At 58.2% G+C, this 15,523-nt stretch carries 12 protein-coding genes; 1 reads left to right on the top strand and 11 read right to left on the bottom strand.

Features of this window, described 5'->3' with window-relative positions:
- Positions 1-47: 47 nt before the first annotated feature.
- From AABO57_05815 to AABO57_05795, 5 genes are read right to left on the bottom strand one after another with little or no spacing between them, the layout of a single operon-like run.
- Positions 48-1,016, bottom strand: coding sequence for a GDP-mannose 4,6-dehydratase (locus tag AABO57_05815; GenBank protein MEK6285238.1), 969 nt, complete (start codon positions 1,014-1,016; stop codon positions 48-50).
- Positions 1,009-3,753 carry a glycosyltransferase gene (locus AABO57_05810; protein MEK6285237.1) on the bottom strand — a complete coding sequence of 915 codons (2,745 nt, stop codon included), beginning with the start codon at positions 3,751-3,753 and terminating at the stop codon, positions 1,009-1,011. Before AABO57_05810 ends, AABO57_05815 begins: the two co-directional genes overlap by 8 nt.
- Positions 3,750-5,258, bottom strand: a complete 1,509-nt coding sequence (locus AABO57_05805) for a hypothetical protein (GenBank protein MEK6285236.1) — start codon at positions 5,256-5,258, stop codon at positions 3,750-3,752. Before AABO57_05805 ends, AABO57_05810 begins: the two co-directional genes overlap by 4 nt.
- A 39-nt stretch (positions 5,259-5,297) precedes the next feature.
- Positions 5,298-6,218, bottom strand: a complete 921-nt coding sequence (locus AABO57_05800; protein ID MEK6285235.1) for a glycosyltransferase family A protein — start codon at positions 6,216-6,218, stop codon at positions 5,298-5,300.
- The gene (locus tag AABO57_05795; protein ID MEK6285234.1) at positions 6,215-7,417 is read right to left on the bottom strand and encodes a glycosyltransferase family 4 protein; all 1,203 of its coding nucleotides are present in this window, start codon (positions 7,415-7,417) and stop codon (positions 6,215-6,217) included. Before AABO57_05795 ends, AABO57_05800 begins: the two co-directional genes overlap by 4 nt.
- A gap of 122 nt (positions 7,418-7,539) precedes the next feature.
- Here AABO57_05795 and AABO57_05790 point away from each other — a divergent pair, with 122 nt between their 5' ends.
- A complete protein-coding gene (locus AABO57_05790; protein MEK6285233.1) occupies positions 7,540-8,487 on the top strand; it encodes a class I SAM-dependent methyltransferase in 948 nt (315 codons plus the stop codon).
- Positions 8,488-8,644: 157 nt separating this feature from the next.
- On the opposite strand, the gene AABO57_05785 is transcribed toward AABO57_05790, so the two are convergent.
- From AABO57_05785 to asnB, 6 genes are read right to left on the bottom strand one after another with little or no spacing between them, the layout of a single operon-like run.
- Positions 8,645-9,574, bottom strand: a complete 930-nt coding sequence (locus tag AABO57_05785; protein ID MEK6285232.1) for a glycosyltransferase — start codon at positions 9,572-9,574, stop codon at positions 8,645-8,647.
- 17 nt (positions 9,575-9,591) lie between these two features.
- The gene (locus AABO57_05780) at positions 9,592-10,560 is read right to left on the bottom strand and encodes a glycosyltransferase family 2 protein (GenBank protein MEK6285231.1); all 969 of its coding nucleotides are present in this window, start codon (positions 10,558-10,560) and stop codon (positions 9,592-9,594) included.
- Between the two features lie 3 nt (positions 10,561-10,563).
- Positions 10,564-11,535, bottom strand: coding sequence for a glycosyltransferase (locus tag AABO57_05775; GenBank protein ID MEK6285230.1), 972 nt, complete (start codon positions 11,533-11,535; stop codon positions 10,564-10,566).
- A 1-nt stretch (position 11,536) separates the two neighbouring features.
- A complete protein-coding gene (locus AABO57_05770; GenBank protein ID MEK6285229.1) occupies positions 11,537-12,808 on the bottom strand; it encodes a glycosyltransferase family 2 protein in 1,272 nt (423 codons plus the stop codon).
- A 20-nt stretch (positions 12,809-12,828) separates the two neighbouring features.
- Positions 12,829-13,653 carry a hypothetical protein gene (locus AABO57_05765; protein MEK6285228.1) on the bottom strand — a complete coding sequence of 275 codons (825 nt, stop codon included), beginning with the start codon at positions 13,651-13,653 and terminating at the stop codon, positions 12,829-12,831.
- On the bottom strand, positions 13,650-15,416 hold the full coding sequence (asnB, locus tag AABO57_05760; protein ID MEK6285227.1) for an asparagine synthase (glutamine-hydrolyzing): 1,767 nt from the start codon (positions 15,414-15,416) through the stop codon (positions 13,650-13,652). The genes AABO57_05765 and asnB overlap by 4 nt, the downstream gene beginning before the upstream one ends.
- Between the last annotated feature and the right edge of the window lie 107 nt (positions 15,417-15,523).

Here is a 15,523-nt window from a genome sequence, read left to right as displayed (position 1 = left end):
CGGTCACCCGTCCTCCGTCGTCGGTCATCCGTCCTTCCTCTGACCTCTTACCTCTCTTCCTGCTCGGCTTCGACCATCAGACGCACAACGTCTCGCATCTTGTTCTGCGCCAGCCAACCGAGGCGTTCTCGGGCCCTGGTTGGGTTCGCTCTCCCAACGGTTATGTCCGCCGGCCGCAATAGCGCCGGATCCAGGACCACGTATTTTTTCCAGTCGAGTCCCAGACACGAAAAGGCCGTCTCAACAAACTCTTCGAGGCTGTGCGACTCGCCGGTCGCTATCACATAATCCTCCGGTTTGTCTTCCTGGAGCATCAGCCACATGGCTTCCACATATTGCGGCGCCCATCCCCAGTCGCGTTGAATCGAGATGTTACCCAGATGAAGCTTCTCCTGGCTTCCGGCGGCGATCCGGCAAGCGGCGGCGACGATCTTCTTGGTGACGAATCGCTCGGGCCTCAAGGGCGACTCGTGATTGAACAGCATTCCCGAGCAAGCATACAGACCGTAGGCCTCTCGATAGTTGGCCACTTCCCAGAACGCGGCCGCCTTCGCCACGGCGTAAGGGCTGCGCGGGCGAAAAGGCGTGTTCTCATCGGCAGGGAGATCGGTATCGCCAAAGCACTCGCTCGACCCCGCGTTGTATAGCCTGATGACCAGGCCGGTGAATCGAATCGCCTCGAGCAGGTTCAACGTTCCTTGCGCGATGCTCTCGAGAGTCTCTACTGGCTGTTGGAATGAGAGACCTACCGAGGTTTGTCCCGCCAGATTGTAGACCTCGTCGGGTTGGATCTTCATCAGCGCCTGTAACACGCTGCGAAAGTCGGTCAGCGAAACGGATTCGAGGGCGACACGATCCCGAATATCCAACCTCGAGAGGTTGGCGAAGGACGCAACTTGCGCATCTCGCGACGCCCCAAAGACCTCATAGCCTTTTCCCAAAAGCAACTGAGCGAGGTAGGAGCCGTCTTGACCGGATACTCCGAAGATCAGCGCCTTTCTTTTGATCTTAGACATGCTGGTTGATCTGACGGACGACGGACGACGGACGACGGGCGCTCTCGGGTCCCCGGTCGGCCGTCGTCTGTCCCCGGTCTACGGTCATCTTGCCCCGGTCTCCCGTCTCCGGTCTCCGGTCTCCCGTCGCCCGAGACAGAACCCGATCGTAAAGCTTTACCAGCGAATCGGTCATTGCCTCCACCGAGAAGCGATCATCGGCAAGGCGGCGCGCGTTGGCGCCGAGACGACCGCGCAGCTCGGGATCGTCGATCAGGCGCCGCATCGCAGAAGCCACCAGCCCGGCCTCGCATGGCGCCACCAACCCCGCGTCGTATTCCTTTGCGTCAACCGCTATCCCCACCTGATCCGACATCACACACGGCAGCCCCGCGGCCATTGCTTCGACAAGCGCGATGCCGAAGTTCTCCGAGTAAGAAGGCAGAACAAACAACGATGCTGCGGCCATCGCGGACAACTTATCCTCGCCGTCAAGAAACCCGGTCCACAGAATCGCGTCGGCGATCCGCAGTTCCTCCGCCAGTCTACGCAAGCCCTCTACAAACTGCGCGTCGCCCTCCCCCGCTATCACAAGCAAAGTCCGCCGTCCGTCTCCGGTCGTCCGTCTTCGGTTGTCCGTCGCGAATGCGCGCAGCAATAGATCCAACCCCTTCTTTGGGTCGAGCCGCGACAGGAACAAGATGATGTCGTTGCCGCGCGCGCGAGGGAACTTCTCATAGAATCTTTCAGGCCCCCCCAACTCACGAAACCCTGACAGGTCAACCGCGAGAGGAATCACCACTGATTGATTTCTAACGCCCGCTTCCTCGGCTTCGAGCTTCTCCTGCTGGCTGGTGTAGTGGATTGCCGCGGCGTTGCGTATTATGCGCTGTTCGATAAAGCGGAACGAAAGCCGCTTCAGCAACCTTCGGCGGTTCTGCATGCCCCAGCGATTCAACACGCCAAGCGGTCTGACGATGTAAGGCACCCCGTTCTTAGCTGCCAGAGTTGCAGCGGCATAGCTCGAATACGAGAACAGGGCGTGTATGTGAACGAGGTCGTAGTCCCGAACGTGGGCGGAAAGCCATTTCGATAACGGAAACGAAACCTTGTAGAACTCAGACTGCCGGCGAAAGTTGAAGTAGCTCACTCCCTCGCTCCTCACGGGTCCGTCGAGATCGGCGCCAAGCGTCGCGGCTTCCTGGTCTCCTACCGTAGTCGCCACATCAACCACGACTCCCGCGCGCTGAAGCCCTCGAGCGATCAACGGCATGGCAAAGCTTGGCCCGCCGTCTCTCGAAGACATGGAGGGAATCACGTGGAGAACGCGCAGGGAGGACCGAGGACCGACGACCGAGGACCGACCGGAGACCGGGGACAGATGACGGTGGACCGAGGGGCGACCGGAGACCGGGGACAGATGACGGTGGACCGTCGTCCGTCCTCCGTCCTCCGTCGTCCGTCGTCCGTCGTCTGTCGTCAATCGCCCGTCGCCCGTCACCCGTCGCCCGTCGTCTGTCGTCCGTCGCCCGTCCCCCGTCGTCTCTCGCCCGTCGTCTGTCGTCCGTCGCCCGGCGCTTGTCACGAACTCGAGCGCCCGCATTGTGCCCTGAACCGCCCGTTCAACAGAGTAGTTATTGATTCGTTGCCTGGCTTGCTCCCCCATGCGAGCAAGCTGTTCAGGATCCGAAGCGAACGCTTGAATCTTTAGCGCAAGTGCGTTGATGTCTCCACACGGGAAGACGCCACCGGTGACGCCTTCTTCAACCAGATCGGGACCACAACCGGCTTGGTCGCTCACGATTGCGGGGAGACCACAAGCCATCGCCTCGTTCACCACCAGACCCCACGTCTCACCGTGATCCGAAGGCAACACCAGACAATCGGCGGCTGCATAAGCGCGAGTGATCTGTGACTGATTCAAGAAGCCCGCGAAAGTGACCGGTAGGCTGCGACTCTCCGCAAACTGTCGAGCCTCATCCATCAGCTCGCCGGCGCCGGCCACCAGCAGGTGAATCGAAGGACACTTCCGCCGAGCCACGTCCATCGCTCGCAGCAGATCCATTATTCGTTTCTTCGGCTCCAGCTTTCCCGCAAAAAGAAAACAGACCCGAGGCCGGTCTTCGGTCGCCGGTCGCCCGTCGTCGATGTTCCATCCGGCGCGCAAGGAGTCGCGTTCGACGGCATCCCCAACGAGCTGGGCCGCGAAGCGATCGTTGTCCACAAAGTACGGACAGGAGAAAACACGTTCGTCCGGGATGCCGTACTGAAGATAGAACTCGCGATTCAGCTTGCCGATTGCCAGGAACGCATCGAACCGCGAGAGCAGCAGCCGATGTAAAGCTCGAACCGGCGAGGGCCTCGGTCGCAAGCCGTTGGATTCTCCTCGGACTATGCGCGGGATTCCGAGCCTGATCGCCGCCCATAGCGCTTGCAGCAATGGCAGCGCCTGCCATCCGGTGATGATCACGACATCGGGCTTTGCCCGGGCAAGCAGTGAATAGATAGCCGGGGTGCTGCTTCGAAAAAAGCCTCGCAGGCTCGGCGATCTTCTTTTGTTGGGAATCAGCTCCCAGTCATAGCCTTCAAGCAGCGGAATGTCCCAGGCGAAAGCTTCGCCAAACCCGACACCCTGTTGCCGCTGGTCGGGCAAAAGCGCGTAGTAAACTTTCAGGTCAACGTGCTCCTGAGCCGCGAGCTTCTGAAACCACGGTGTGTGGTATTGAATTGGGTGAGGCGAAACAACCGCGACTTTCATTGCTTATGGGATGACGGGGGACCGACGACGGACGACCGGAGACCGGGGACCGGAGACGGGCGACGGAGGACCGTCTGCCGCAGGTCGATCTCTCCCGTCGTCCGTCTTCGGTCGTCGGTCTTTCGCATCAGCATCTTCGGCATTGCCATCACGAACCCAAGGAAGAATCCCAGGACGATCAGCACAAACGGGTCTCCGAACACCTGGTGGGCGGTGGTGTACACGAACCCATTAGTCATCAGGAACGCCACCAATCCAAAGATCAGCTTCGACAACGCGGGGTCCACCTCTCTCACGAACGTTATGTACAGAATGATCGACCACATGTAACGGGCCAGACTTATTACCAGCCACAGCAGCAAGATCAGCCCCGGAATGCCAAGCTCGGCCAACACCTTCGCGAGCCCGCCCTCTGCCGCTCCGCCCACAATGTTGGCCCCGCCGCCGAAATGCTGAGCGCCTTGACTACCCGTTCCCGCCCCCGAGCCCAGAATCCCGTTTTGCGCTATCACATATTGGAAGGAATCTAGGGTCATCACTGACACCCGCTTTGACACGTCGGTTCGCACGCTCGCGCCGCGCTCGTAATACGGGAGAAACTCAGTTGTGGCGACATCGGAGGCGATGTACATGTAGCTAACCGATCCCATTACCAGGCCAGCCGCAAGAAGAAGGGCTGAGCTGGATACGAGCGCAGATTTGAACGCCGACCTTCGGAACCAGATCAGCAAGAGCGCATAGATGGAAGCGAACACCACAATTTCCACAATAAACTTGCGCCGTCCCGTCAACAAAAGAGCGCCCATTAGAAACACCACCAAACCACCCGAGCTCCATTTGAGTATTCGGTTGCGTCGAATCGAAAGAGACAAAATTATGAGCAGGCATACGCACGTGGCCGCGTGCCACGCCGCGATCTCCGGACTGCGAAGAAAACCAGAATAGAGATCCAGCCGCCCTTTTTCGACAGAGTAGATGAACAACCCTTCGCCGACAGCCTTGAGTGCGGTCCAGTCATAGCCCACATACGATAGGTATATTCCGGATAGCATCACGATGCCGGCCACCAAATAAAACTTGATGAGCTTGACGATGTCCCGCTCGCTTCTGCTGAATTGATATCCCAGCAAAATGGCGGGGAGCGGCGCCAGATACGACAGCGCACCGATTGCGCCGATGGTTGGGTTTCCGGTTTTGATGACGGCAGCGACGCTCTGAATCCCGACGAGAAGTATGAACAGATTCAGCGGCGTGCGCAGGACACTACTCCACGAATGGACGGGGCGAAAACTGATGCGAACGTTGCGCAGGTGCGCGCCGATCAACGTTGCCAGCAACGGCGCGCCAACCAGCGCCGTGAAATAGACAGGCTCGCCCGGCATCAGCTTCCGCAACGGGTCCTGAAGGAAGCCCACCAATAAACAGATGGAAACGCCCGCCCGCCAGTTCGCGACACACAACGCAAGGACGATGACAAGAATGGAATAAACTTCCAGATCAGTCATTTAATGAATAGGACCGACGACTGACGATGTGGGCGACGGTCATCGGTCTACGGTCCTCCGTCGTCGGTCATCCGTCCCGATCAGACGCGGACCTCTGGCCGCTAGAGCGACCGCCCATAAGAAGCCCCAGAGTTCGGCGATTAGCGTTCCTGGGATCCACCAAGGATGTCTGAGGTGATGTTTGGTTCTAACTGCTCGCAAGGGCCGCCAAAGCATCTTCAGTACGCGGCGATGGACTTGTTTCGCGCGAAGCAAGTAATAGTAGTCGCCGACCGCGTGGCTTGGCTTGATAGTGGTAAGGTAATTGCCGTACGAACGAGTTCCACCCATGGTTGCTTTCAGGTGGCGAATGCTCGCCTCGGGCTCAAAGTAAATCCTCTCGCCGGCCGCGAGGGCACGCGCCGCGAAATCAGCTTCAAAGCGATAGGCTGCATGCACGAAATTCTCATCAAACCCTCCGACCTTTAGCGCCAACTTTCGTTTTGTTGAGAAGTTCCCACCCATCACTTCCGTGATTAATCTAGAGGTACAAGAGCAAAACCGAAACGTATTCGAGGTGCCCGACTCTAGATCCGGTTCTTCCCCTGGTTGCAGGACCTGTCCCGCTACAATGTTCCAACCATTCTGGTGAGCTCGTGCGTGCGCCCCGATCAGGTTGGCGCTCGGAATCACGTCATCATCCAGGAATAGGACCACGTCCTGTTTCGCTTCAATCAAGCCGACGTTCATCGCGTGCGGTATCGAAGGCTGCGAGAGACGCACCCACCGAATCATTCCTGTACTCGCTAGCTCGCTCAGCGCAACAGCGGTCTCGGATGAGTGCTCCTCCGTCTGATCAACGACAAGTACCTCGACCGCGCCCGGGTCGAGCCTCACAAGATAGTCGATCGTATCCAATAAGACTTTCTCTCGCCGGTAAGTCGGTACCACAATCGAAATCGAAGGAGGCGCAGATCTCACTCTCGTGCGCTCCTTTTCTCATTGAGCGATCTCGCAAAACGAGCAGCCGCAACCATCCCCTCGACGTCCTCTCGGTAGCTCCAACGTCCGATGATCGCGCGCGAGCATTCTCCCATCCTCCGCGCAAGCGACGGCTCCGCCACAAGCTGGTTTAGGCGCGACGACAGCGTGTCAATGTCTCCGGCCGGGATCACGAAACCGTTCTCACCGTCTCGGACGATATCTCCGCTGGGACCAATCCGATCTGACACGACGCAGGCGAGGCCTGCCGCCATTGCTTCGTTCACGACGGTCGCGCGCGGATCGAAGTACGAAGGTAGAACGAACACATCACTCATGCCATAGATCTTCGGGAGAATCGATTGATTGAGGAACCCGGTGATCCGAACGTTTGTCAACGAGTGGGTATCGCGGGACCTCTCGAGGCGCTCCCGCTCGACTCCGTCGCCGACAAACATCAGGACGGCGCGCTCCCGATTCGGCATGCGGGCGAAAGCCTCGAGCAGATCCATCGGCCCTTTTCTTGGTAGAAGCTTTCCCGAAAAAAGGATGACGATTGCCTCAGGTGTGATCTCATAAGATTCGCGGCATTCGATCCGCTCAGCTTCGTTGAGGCGACTTTGCCGCTCGAAGCGATCATTGTCGACCGCCCAGGGGACGAAGAAGAACCGGGTCTCGTCTCCCCCATAATGCTGATAATAGTCGGCGTTGTAACGTCCCGAGACTAGAAACCCGGCTGTCCTCGCGAACAGGGCTCGGAGCACTCGATCACGAACCCGCTGGCGGATAGAGTGACTGCGCGGGATTTCGCTACTGTCGCCGTAAAGGAAAAAGGGGATCCGGCGAAAAAGACATAGCGCGAACCCGAGCCAATAGCTCACAACTCCCCATCCCATGAACACGACGGCGTCGAAATCCCCCTTAACCAGCCGACGGGGAAGATCAAAATTGACCAAGCCCCAACCGTTGAGCGATCCGAGTGGTGAGTAGTTGCGGAGCGTCTCGTAATGGTAGCCGGATAGCAACGGAATGTCCCATGCTAGAGTCGTTTTCATATCCCGATCTTGGTAGATCTCACTACCGGCTGAGTCGCAGTAAAAAACCGTCAGATCAACCTCACCGCTTGCCTCTAGGCGCTGGAACAGAGGAGCCTGGTACTGAATCACGTGCGAGGCGACGATCGCGAGGCGTGGTTTCATCGAAGCCGCACTGTCTGCATGAAGCGAATCCGGTATCTGAGGCGTCATCCGCGCCTGTGACACAGTGTTAGAATGAAAAGCGACGTCTCATAAAGATCATTTCGTTCGAGAGTGAACATCGGATGAATCACAGGCTTCCAATCATTTGCCCGAAGTGCCTTTCGCGGCGGGTAGAGACGGCCCTCGACGATAGCCTGTCTTGCTCGCGCTGTGCTTCTAGATTTCCCGTCGTCGCCAGCTTTCCGATCCTTCTCGAGGACGAAGAGGTGCGAGCGCAGCTCGCCTCGGAGACGCCGCTTGGCGACACTCGCGTTGCTTTCTATCAAAACGATGAAGAATACCTTCCGAACACCGGCCCTGAATCGCTTTTTTCCTCAGCCCTCGCCTCAGCCGCAGGCAACGGTCCCGTACTGGAAATCGGCTCCGGTCGGGGAGCGTTCAGGAATATCGCACGCGACTACGTGGCGCTCGACCTTTCATTATCGGCCCTGCGCCGGAATCTCGCCGGGCATGTTGGACTCTGCGCGACTGCGGATTTGATTCCTCTCGCGTCGGCGTCGTGCCGGTTTGTCTTCTCGGTTCAGACACTGGAGCACATTCCATCGACCGATCGGGCGTTTGAAGAAATCGATCGCGTCCTCGCGCCCGGCGGCGTGGCCTACCTCGCACCAGCCTGGCATTGTCGGCCGTGGGTTGCGGACGGCATTCCGGTTCGTTCCTATCGCGAACTCGCGTGGAAGCAGCGAGTGGTCAAAATGTCTATCCCTATCCGGAACTCGGTGGTTTTCCGTGGCGTCGCGAGCCTCCCTTGGAGAGTGTGGAGGCGCCTGACACAAGCGGGAGCCGGGCCTCTGCGATTCGCCAGAATTCGCCCGAACTACGAGCACTTTTGGATGTCCGACTCAGATGCCTGCGCTTCGATCGACTCACACGAGGCGATACTGTTTTTTGAGCGACGAGGCTATGAGATCTTGAACCCCCGGGGTGGCGTCGCTTCCCGTCTTCTATTTCGCGCCGGCCCGGTCATCGTTCGCAAAATGCCCTCGAATAAAGGGACTCGCAACGCTTGATGGTTAGTCGCGCGTCGCACCGAATCGCCGCCGATGTGCTTCGAAGCTCCGCCGGTCGGCGTCGCGGTGGAGCAAGCATGCAGTTGGATCATTTACGCCTTGTACGAACGATAACGTTGCTGGCTTTCTCCGTTAGCAGGTTCATGGCTTTCGCAGATTAACCGAGTAGCAACCGAAGCGCTGACTTAACGTGGAAGGGATTTGATCTGAGCGCTTGCTGAAAATAATGTGCAGCCACCGGGTTACGGCGCTTCCTCAAACAGCTCCCGATGAAATAGAGGGCCTTGGCCCTTTGAAGTCTGTCTTGCTGACGTTTAGTCGACGGTTTCATTAGCTTCACCTGGTTCAAGATGCCGACGTCGTTGATACTCCTTCGGCGTAGTCCGGCGCTCGCGAGAATGAGCTTCGCTATTTCAACCTGCTCCCTTCTGTAGAGTCCGCTTATCGACTGCACAGTGACGGCCGCTTGATATAACACCTCCGGCAAAACAATATGCTCTCCCTGCTCGGCAAGCCGAATCCACAGATCAAGATCTTGACCGAAGTAAAATGCCGAACGATATCCTCCTACCGCTTCGTAAGCGGCCCTGGGAAACATAGTACTTGGGTGACTTGATGGTCCCTCGATGACAGCCGGGTCCAGCGTTAGCAGCCGTTCGGTTGCGTCGCACGGATTCCGAGTCACATCGTAAAGGTATTCATCTTGCGGCCCGACAAATCTTGTCCCACAGGAGACCAATGAAGCATCCGGCCTCTCCTTGATACATGTGAGCTGTTTTCTCAATCTTCCGGGCATAGACACGTCACCAGCGTCTTGCCGGGCGATGTACTTTCCGCGCGCTGCCGCGCACCCATTTATCAATGCGCGCGTCAACCCCTGGTTCTCTTGATCAACGACTCTGACTCGCGAATCTCGATCCGCATATTCTCCCGAGATTCGGTCTGATTCATCCGTCGAGCCGTCGTCCACGATTATCAACTCAAGCGATACCCCTTCCTGGGACAGAATGCTATCTACGCTTTCACGCAGATGATCCGCGCCGTTGTAGACGCTCATCACTACGGAAACCTCAATCTGCTCAGTCACTCGCTACGACCTCGCATTCAAACTCGCTTGATTCTACGTTTGACGAATGAGTGGAAGAGATTCGCTCTTCTAAACCCCAGCGCTCTACTCAACAGCCGCATGTATTTTGTTCGCTCCGCATCTCCGGCAATGAAGGTCGGGTCAAGCATCAGTATGTGCTCAACCGCTCTTTCAAATGACGGTCTGTCATGGAGGCTCAGCACTCGCAGCTCCTTGTAGTAGTACCTGGCCATCCAATGCGCACGCGGCGCCGTAAGCTCGCCACGTTCCCTCAGCGTCTCCTCCATCTTGTGGAGGATCCGGTGATGCTCGAGCGCGTTCTTTAGCAGCGATGATGAGTTCGTAATTCGAGCTCCCTCGTGTTCGCGCATCCAGTAGGTGACTTCATCCAGGGCCACAATCTTCCCCATGCGCAGAGCGGCCCGGCAAAAGAAATCCCAGTCGTCGAGCTTCGACAGGTCCGGGTCCCACTCCAAATCCGCGATGTAGCTTCTCCTGTACAGCGCGGAAGAGGTCGGCGCCGCGCGACCCCATATCACCGTATCGGGCAGAGGCTCCATATTAGGGGCCGGCCACCGCTTCTCTGTACCAGGCACGGTTTGACCCGCGCGGTCTATTCTTGCCGCTCCCCAACCCGAAACCACTATGTCCGCGTTGTCATTCTCCGCTAAAGAAACCTCTCGAGATAGCGAGCCCTCTACAAGAACATCATCAGAGTCGAGAAATTTCACATACTTGCCGCTGACCGCCTTAAGCCCGGCATTACGCGCATTCGACTGTGCAGCGTTCTGAGTAAGGAAGACCGCCTCAACGTCTTCTTGATACTCCCGCAAGAGCTCGCGCGTTCCGTCAGTCGAACAATCGTCCACGACGACGATTTGGAGTTTCAGAGAGTTGCTTCTCGTTTGCTGACGACAAGACTCTAAGGCCTGGGGTAGCAGACCGCACCTATTGTACGTGGGGATAATGATTGAAACATCGATCATCGACTACGCTCGCCGGTATCTGTCCGATAAACACGCCAGCTTCCCCGCTCTGTTCCATCCAACAACATTGGCGAAGAACGAATACAATTCGAAATCCCATCCTCGACCGCGCGCCTCTCCCGAGGCTTTTCTGGCGAGGGCAAACAGCTCCTTGGATTCTTCATCGAGGCCGGCAGCCCCGCACTGGCGCGACAGCAGGAAAAGCTCTCGCGCGAAGTGCTGCATCTCCGCAGCCCCCGCCCCTATTCCCGCTTCTCTTGCATGCGTCAGAATGAGCGCGTGCGCCGCCGCGCGATCCTTCAACTTTCGGTTGTCGCGCGTGCCTCCTCTGCTCAATCTGTGTTCGTCGTGGTCCCTCTCTTCGGAAACAAACTCGGCCACGTAATTCAAGAGGATGGCCTGAGTGGCGATCCGGCAATCGTATTCCCAGTCCTCTTCGTTGCGCAGGTCTAACCACGATCCGGCCTGATCCGTCACTCGCCTCCGGTACAGAGGCGTCGAGGTGCCCCACCAGCGAGATTCGAGAAAGGACGGAAACATGGTCTCGGTCCGTTCGCCGGTGCGCTTCCACGCGACGGTATTGGAGGCTTCGCCCTTTCTGCCCAATCTCGTCTTGCCATAAGAAACTCCGCACTGGGAATTGGCATTGAGCCCCGCCACTTGCTTCTCGAACTTTTCGGGCAACAGCAAGTCGTCGCTGTCCAGGTACTGAATGAACTCGCCGCGCGCCGCCTGGCGTCCCGCTTCTCGCGCAAGCCCAGGCCCGGTGTTCGACTGATGAATCACGTGAACCTCTTGTGGATGCGTCCGCACAAGCTGGTCGGCGACTCTCGCTGTGTCATCGGTCGAGCCGTCGTCGACGACAATGATCTCGATCGGGCGATAGGTTTGCGAAAGTACGCTGGCGACAGCCTCGCGCAGCATCCCAGCGCGGTTATGGACCGGGATGATCGTGGAGACCACACCTTCCATCATCCTAACTATGCCTCGCTTCTTCCAATGGCGTGGCGGCCTCTACCTTGTGCTCTGCCGCCACCTCGATCGACTTCTGGGAGGACGCCAGGAAGTCCTTCCACAACCCGACGATTCGCAGAAGACTCGCGGTGACCACGCACTCCGTAGCTATCAAGAATCCAAACGCCGCTACGATCACGCGTGACCAGTGCAGCGTCACGTGCCGCGTCGTGAAGTACTCGACGACGCCGGGCCACACAAGCACCACCGAAACCAGAACCGACAGCGCGCTGATTGTGAGCAGCGAGGCCTTCGAGAAGACCTGATATAGAAGCTGGCTGCCGAAGCTATTCCAACGGCGCCGTTTGTTGGTCAATTCGAAAAGCTCGTCAGCGATCACCGCCGCGCACAAGAGCGTGAACCCTATCGCGCCCAAAAGCAGACCAACAACGAAACGATAGATCATCCATTCTTCGAAGTAGTGATTTCGCAAATAGAACTCGGCAGGCGAAATCGCCAGCAGCAAAACGCCAAGCGCGCAAAGGCTGAAACACAGCGTGAACACTCGGGCTGGACGATAGAACAACACTGCGTCGACAATCGCGCGAAGGAACCGAAGCCCGTCCGTCACCGCGCGCAGCTTGCTCACGCCGACGCGTTCGGAATAAGCCATCGGGAGTTCGATGATTCTCAGCCTTTGCATGACGGCACGCGCGCTCATGGCCGGAGTGAAGTGCAGTCCGTCAGGCAGCGGGTACAGCTTGGCGAGCGCTTGGCGGCGAATGACTCGCATCCCGCTCGCCGTATCGGTGACTGCTTCACCGCTCAGAAAGCCAAGCACCAGAGCGAAGATTCTATTGCCCAGGCGACGCACTCGTGGCATGTGACTGCCTGGCCCCATCCGCGAACCTAACGCAATGTCGGCCTCTTCGCCTCGCATCGCCGAGCATAGTTCGCCAAAGAAGCGCGGATCGCAGGTTCCGTCCGCGTCGACGAACGCGAGCAGATCACCTTTGCCGCTGTTGAAGCCTTCCTTGATCGCCGCGCCGTAACCTCGGTTGTGGTCGAACACGATAAGTTTGACCTGCGGGTTGCGATCGGCGAGGTCGTGCGCGATCTCGACAGTGCGATCGGTCGAGCCGTCGCTGACCACAATGATCTCGACCTCGCTGATGCCGCCCGCCTCGCATATCTCCGCGCTTGCGGCGAGGCATCTGGAGATCGTGCCGCCGATGGCTTCTTCTTCATTCAATGCAGGGATGACTACGGTCAAGCAAGGCTTGTTGGTATTCATAGCATCATTGTGAGTCCGCATTAGAGATTCGCTGGTTTGCGAGCAAGAACGCAATACTGCGCTCCGAGCGGCATCCGCTCGGCGAAGCGTTCAAGCGGCCGCAACGCCGACAACATCTTTGGAAAATAAAATCGATACCGCGTCCCTATCATAGTGAAGCCTGCGTCGGCGAGCATCGCCCTCGCCTCGCCCGGCGCCAGCGGAATCGCGTCGCGATCAAACGGAATTCGACGCATCACCAGGCCATCAGTAAGCACGGCGACCTTGCTGCTCGCTTTCAAGAACGGCCATCGCTGTTCAAAGAGCGCTCGCGTTTGATATGAGTCGTAGACCACGAAACTCGTGGCGCTTCGCGAGCGCGCTTCGTTCGCTAGCTCGTGTGCCGGCGCCCACTGCCACTCTCCGTCCGCGCCGCCCGAGATTAGAAAGGCGTTACCAGCCTGGTCGATTGCGGCGAACCCTCCCAACCAGGGTCCGATACACTGTGCCTTCAACGCCGCCCAGAACACCGTGCCATTGGGGAACGCAAGCTGCCGCAGACCAAACGTCGCCGTGCGCGCGCTCTCGACGCTGTTGTCGCGCGACAGGAAGATGAACTCGCCAGACGATTGAGGGAGGCCCAGGCTCTCAACTTTGCTCAAGTCCTGAAGAGCTCGCGCGTCGAGTCGCAGCGGCCAGATCGAGGCAAAAGCGCAGAGAGCAATCGCTACGACGAACGGCAACAGAATGCCGACCAATGCGACCGAAGACGGACGACCGAAGACGGCGGTGGGTCGGTCGGTCCGCGGTCCCCGGTCCCCGGTCGTTCGGTCGTCTGTCTCTCCTCGCCCTTCTTCCGTTGTCATACTCCTACGTACCTTCTGGACCAAAGATTCAAAAGCAGTAGCCTCCATGCAAGGTTGCTGAAGATGCTGATCGCGCGCGGGAATGAGTACCCCTGCCGCTTGCCGTTGAAGTAATCGGTCATCGCAGCACGCAGCCCGAGCTCATCGACCCAGCCGTTGCGATCCAGGATCACTTGTCGAGCATAGTCGCGAAACTTTTCAGACTCGTCCATCCACGATGCCGCGATCGACGCCCCGAACTTCTCGCGCCGCGTTGTCTCAATAGGCAGCAACTCGAACCGCTCGGCCATCGAACGCAATAAGTATTTGTTGGCGCCATCCTTCAACAGGCAATGCGCCGGTGTGCGATAAGCCAGCTCGGCCACTCGCCGGTCGAGGAACGGCGCGCGAGCCTCCACGCTCACCGACATGCTCGCCTTGTCCACTTTCATCACGTAGTTGTTAGGCAGTTGATTTCGAGATTCGAACAGCCGCACCGCGTTGAACAGATCGCCGTTCGACTCGCCGAGGTGTCGCCTCATAATTGCCGCGAACTTCGCGAAGTGACTGCCGTAGCGCCGGCCCGCGTAACGCCGGTAGAGCTGGAACAGCTTCCACGTCATCGGTCCCCGAGCGCTCATTGCAGCGTCGAAGATCGGGTAGCCTCCGAACAGTTCATCCGATCCTTCGCCCACCAGCACCACCTTGATTCCAAGCTCGCGGCACTTCTTGTACATCAATCGCGTTGAAACCGTTCCCCAGTCGGCGAACAGATCGTCGAAGTACCAGGCGATCTCTTCAAGGTCTTCGCTGATCTCGTGCGGATGAATTGTGATCTCTCGATGATCGGACCCAATGTGATTAGCGACCGCGCGCGCGCGCGGGCGCTCGTCGATCGCGGATTGAGCAAAGCCCATGCTGATCGTTGTTATGCGCGTGTGACGGGCTGCGAGCGCGGCGAGTATGCTGGAGTCGAGCCCGCCCGAGAGCAGCAAGCCAACCGGCACATCGGCGATGAGGTGCTGGGCGACTACTTTCGAAAGCGTTTCATAAAGCTCCTGTTCGCGGGCACCCATCTCGCTCGCATCGGGCGCAGGCGGCGTGAAGAAAGCCTTGGGCTGAAAAGCGGCGCCCTCGACCACTTCCATCGAGTGACCGGGTGGAAGCTTGAAGACGCCTTCAAGCGACGTTGCATGATCGTCAAAGGTGTAGCCGAACTCCAGGAACTGGTCGAGTGCATCGCGATTGATGTGAACCTTGAAATCGGGCAGCGCCAGAAACGCTTTGATCTCGGAGGCGAAGACGAAGCCTTGATCACTCGGCAATGCCGCGTAGTACAGCGGCTTCATGCCTAACGGGTCGCGCGCGAGAAAGAGCTTACTCTCGCCGGCCGACCAGATCGCAAACGCAAACATTCCGTTGAAGCGATCCAGGCACGCCGGTCCCCATTGAATGAAACCGTGCAGCACGACTTCGCTATCAGTGCGCGAGTGAAACTGATGCCCCAGCCCTTCAAGCTCCCGTCTCAAGTCGAGGAAGTTGTAAAGCTCGCCATTGTAGCTAAGAACGAAGAGCCCGTCCTCGCTTGCCATCGGTTGGTGCCCGGCTGGAGAGAGGTCAATGATGCTCAGCCGATTGTGTCCGAAGGCGACACCGCGCTCGCGATCGAAGTAGTAGCCTCGATCATCGGGTCCGCGATGCTCGATGGCGTCGGCCATGGCGACTAAGTGGCTATCGTCGCGCGCAGTCCCTGGTCTAAGAAGCCAACCGCTAATGCCGCACATGGACTATCTCTTTTCACTGTCGCAAGCGCATTTTCTGCTGGCAAAACGGATCCCGCCTGCCGAGTAGCTATGATGAATTCCTTTACCTTGTGCCAACATCGTCTTTC

The sequence above is a fragment of the Acidobacteriota bacterium genome (assembly GCA_038040445.1).
In the GTDB taxonomy this organism is placed as follows: domain Bacteria; phylum Acidobacteriota; class Blastocatellia; order UBA7656; family UBA7656; genus Onstottus_A; species Onstottus_A frigus.
Note: the sequence above shows the minus strand (reverse complement) of the source record. Positions and strands in the feature narration are given on the sequence as shown.

Excerpts from the sequence above, each read along its gene's own strand:
- AABO57_05815 (MEK6285238.1), bottom strand. The coding sequence starts at position 1,016 with ATGTCTAAGATCAAAAGAAAGGCGCTGATCTTCGGAGTATCCGGTCAA.
- AABO57_05810 (MEK6285237.1), bottom strand. The coding sequence starts at position 3,753 with ATGAAAGTCGCGGTTGTTTCGCCTCACCCAATTCAATACCACACACCG.
- AABO57_05805 (MEK6285236.1), bottom strand. The coding sequence starts at position 5,258 with ATGACTGATCTGGAAGTTTATTCCATTCTTGTCATCGTCCTTGCGTTG.
- AABO57_05795 (MEK6285234.1), bottom strand. The coding sequence starts at position 7,417 with ATGAAACCACGCCTCGCGATCGTCGCCTCGCACGTGATTCAGTACCAG.
- AABO57_05790 (MEK6285233.1), top strand. The coding sequence starts at position 7,540 with ATGAATCACAGGCTTCCAATCATTTGCCCGAAGTGCCTTTCGCGGCGG.
- AABO57_05780 (MEK6285231.1), bottom strand. The coding sequence starts at position 10,560 with ATGATCGATGTTTCAATCATTATCCCCACGTACAATAGGTGCGGTCTG.
- AABO57_05775 (MEK6285230.1), bottom strand. The coding sequence starts at position 11,535 with ATGATGGAAGGTGTGGTCTCCACGATCATCCCGGTCCATAACCGCGCT.
- AABO57_05770 (MEK6285229.1), bottom strand. The coding sequence starts at position 12,808 with ATGAATACCAACAAGCCTTGCTTGACCGTAGTCATCCCTGCATTGAAT.
- AABO57_05765 (MEK6285228.1), bottom strand. The coding sequence starts at position 13,653 with ATGACAACGGAAGAAGGGCGAGGAGAGACAGACGACCGAACGACCGGG.
- asnB (MEK6285227.1), bottom strand. The coding sequence starts at position 15,416 with ATGTGCGGCATTAGCGGTTGGCTTCTTAGACCAGGGACTGCGCGCGAC.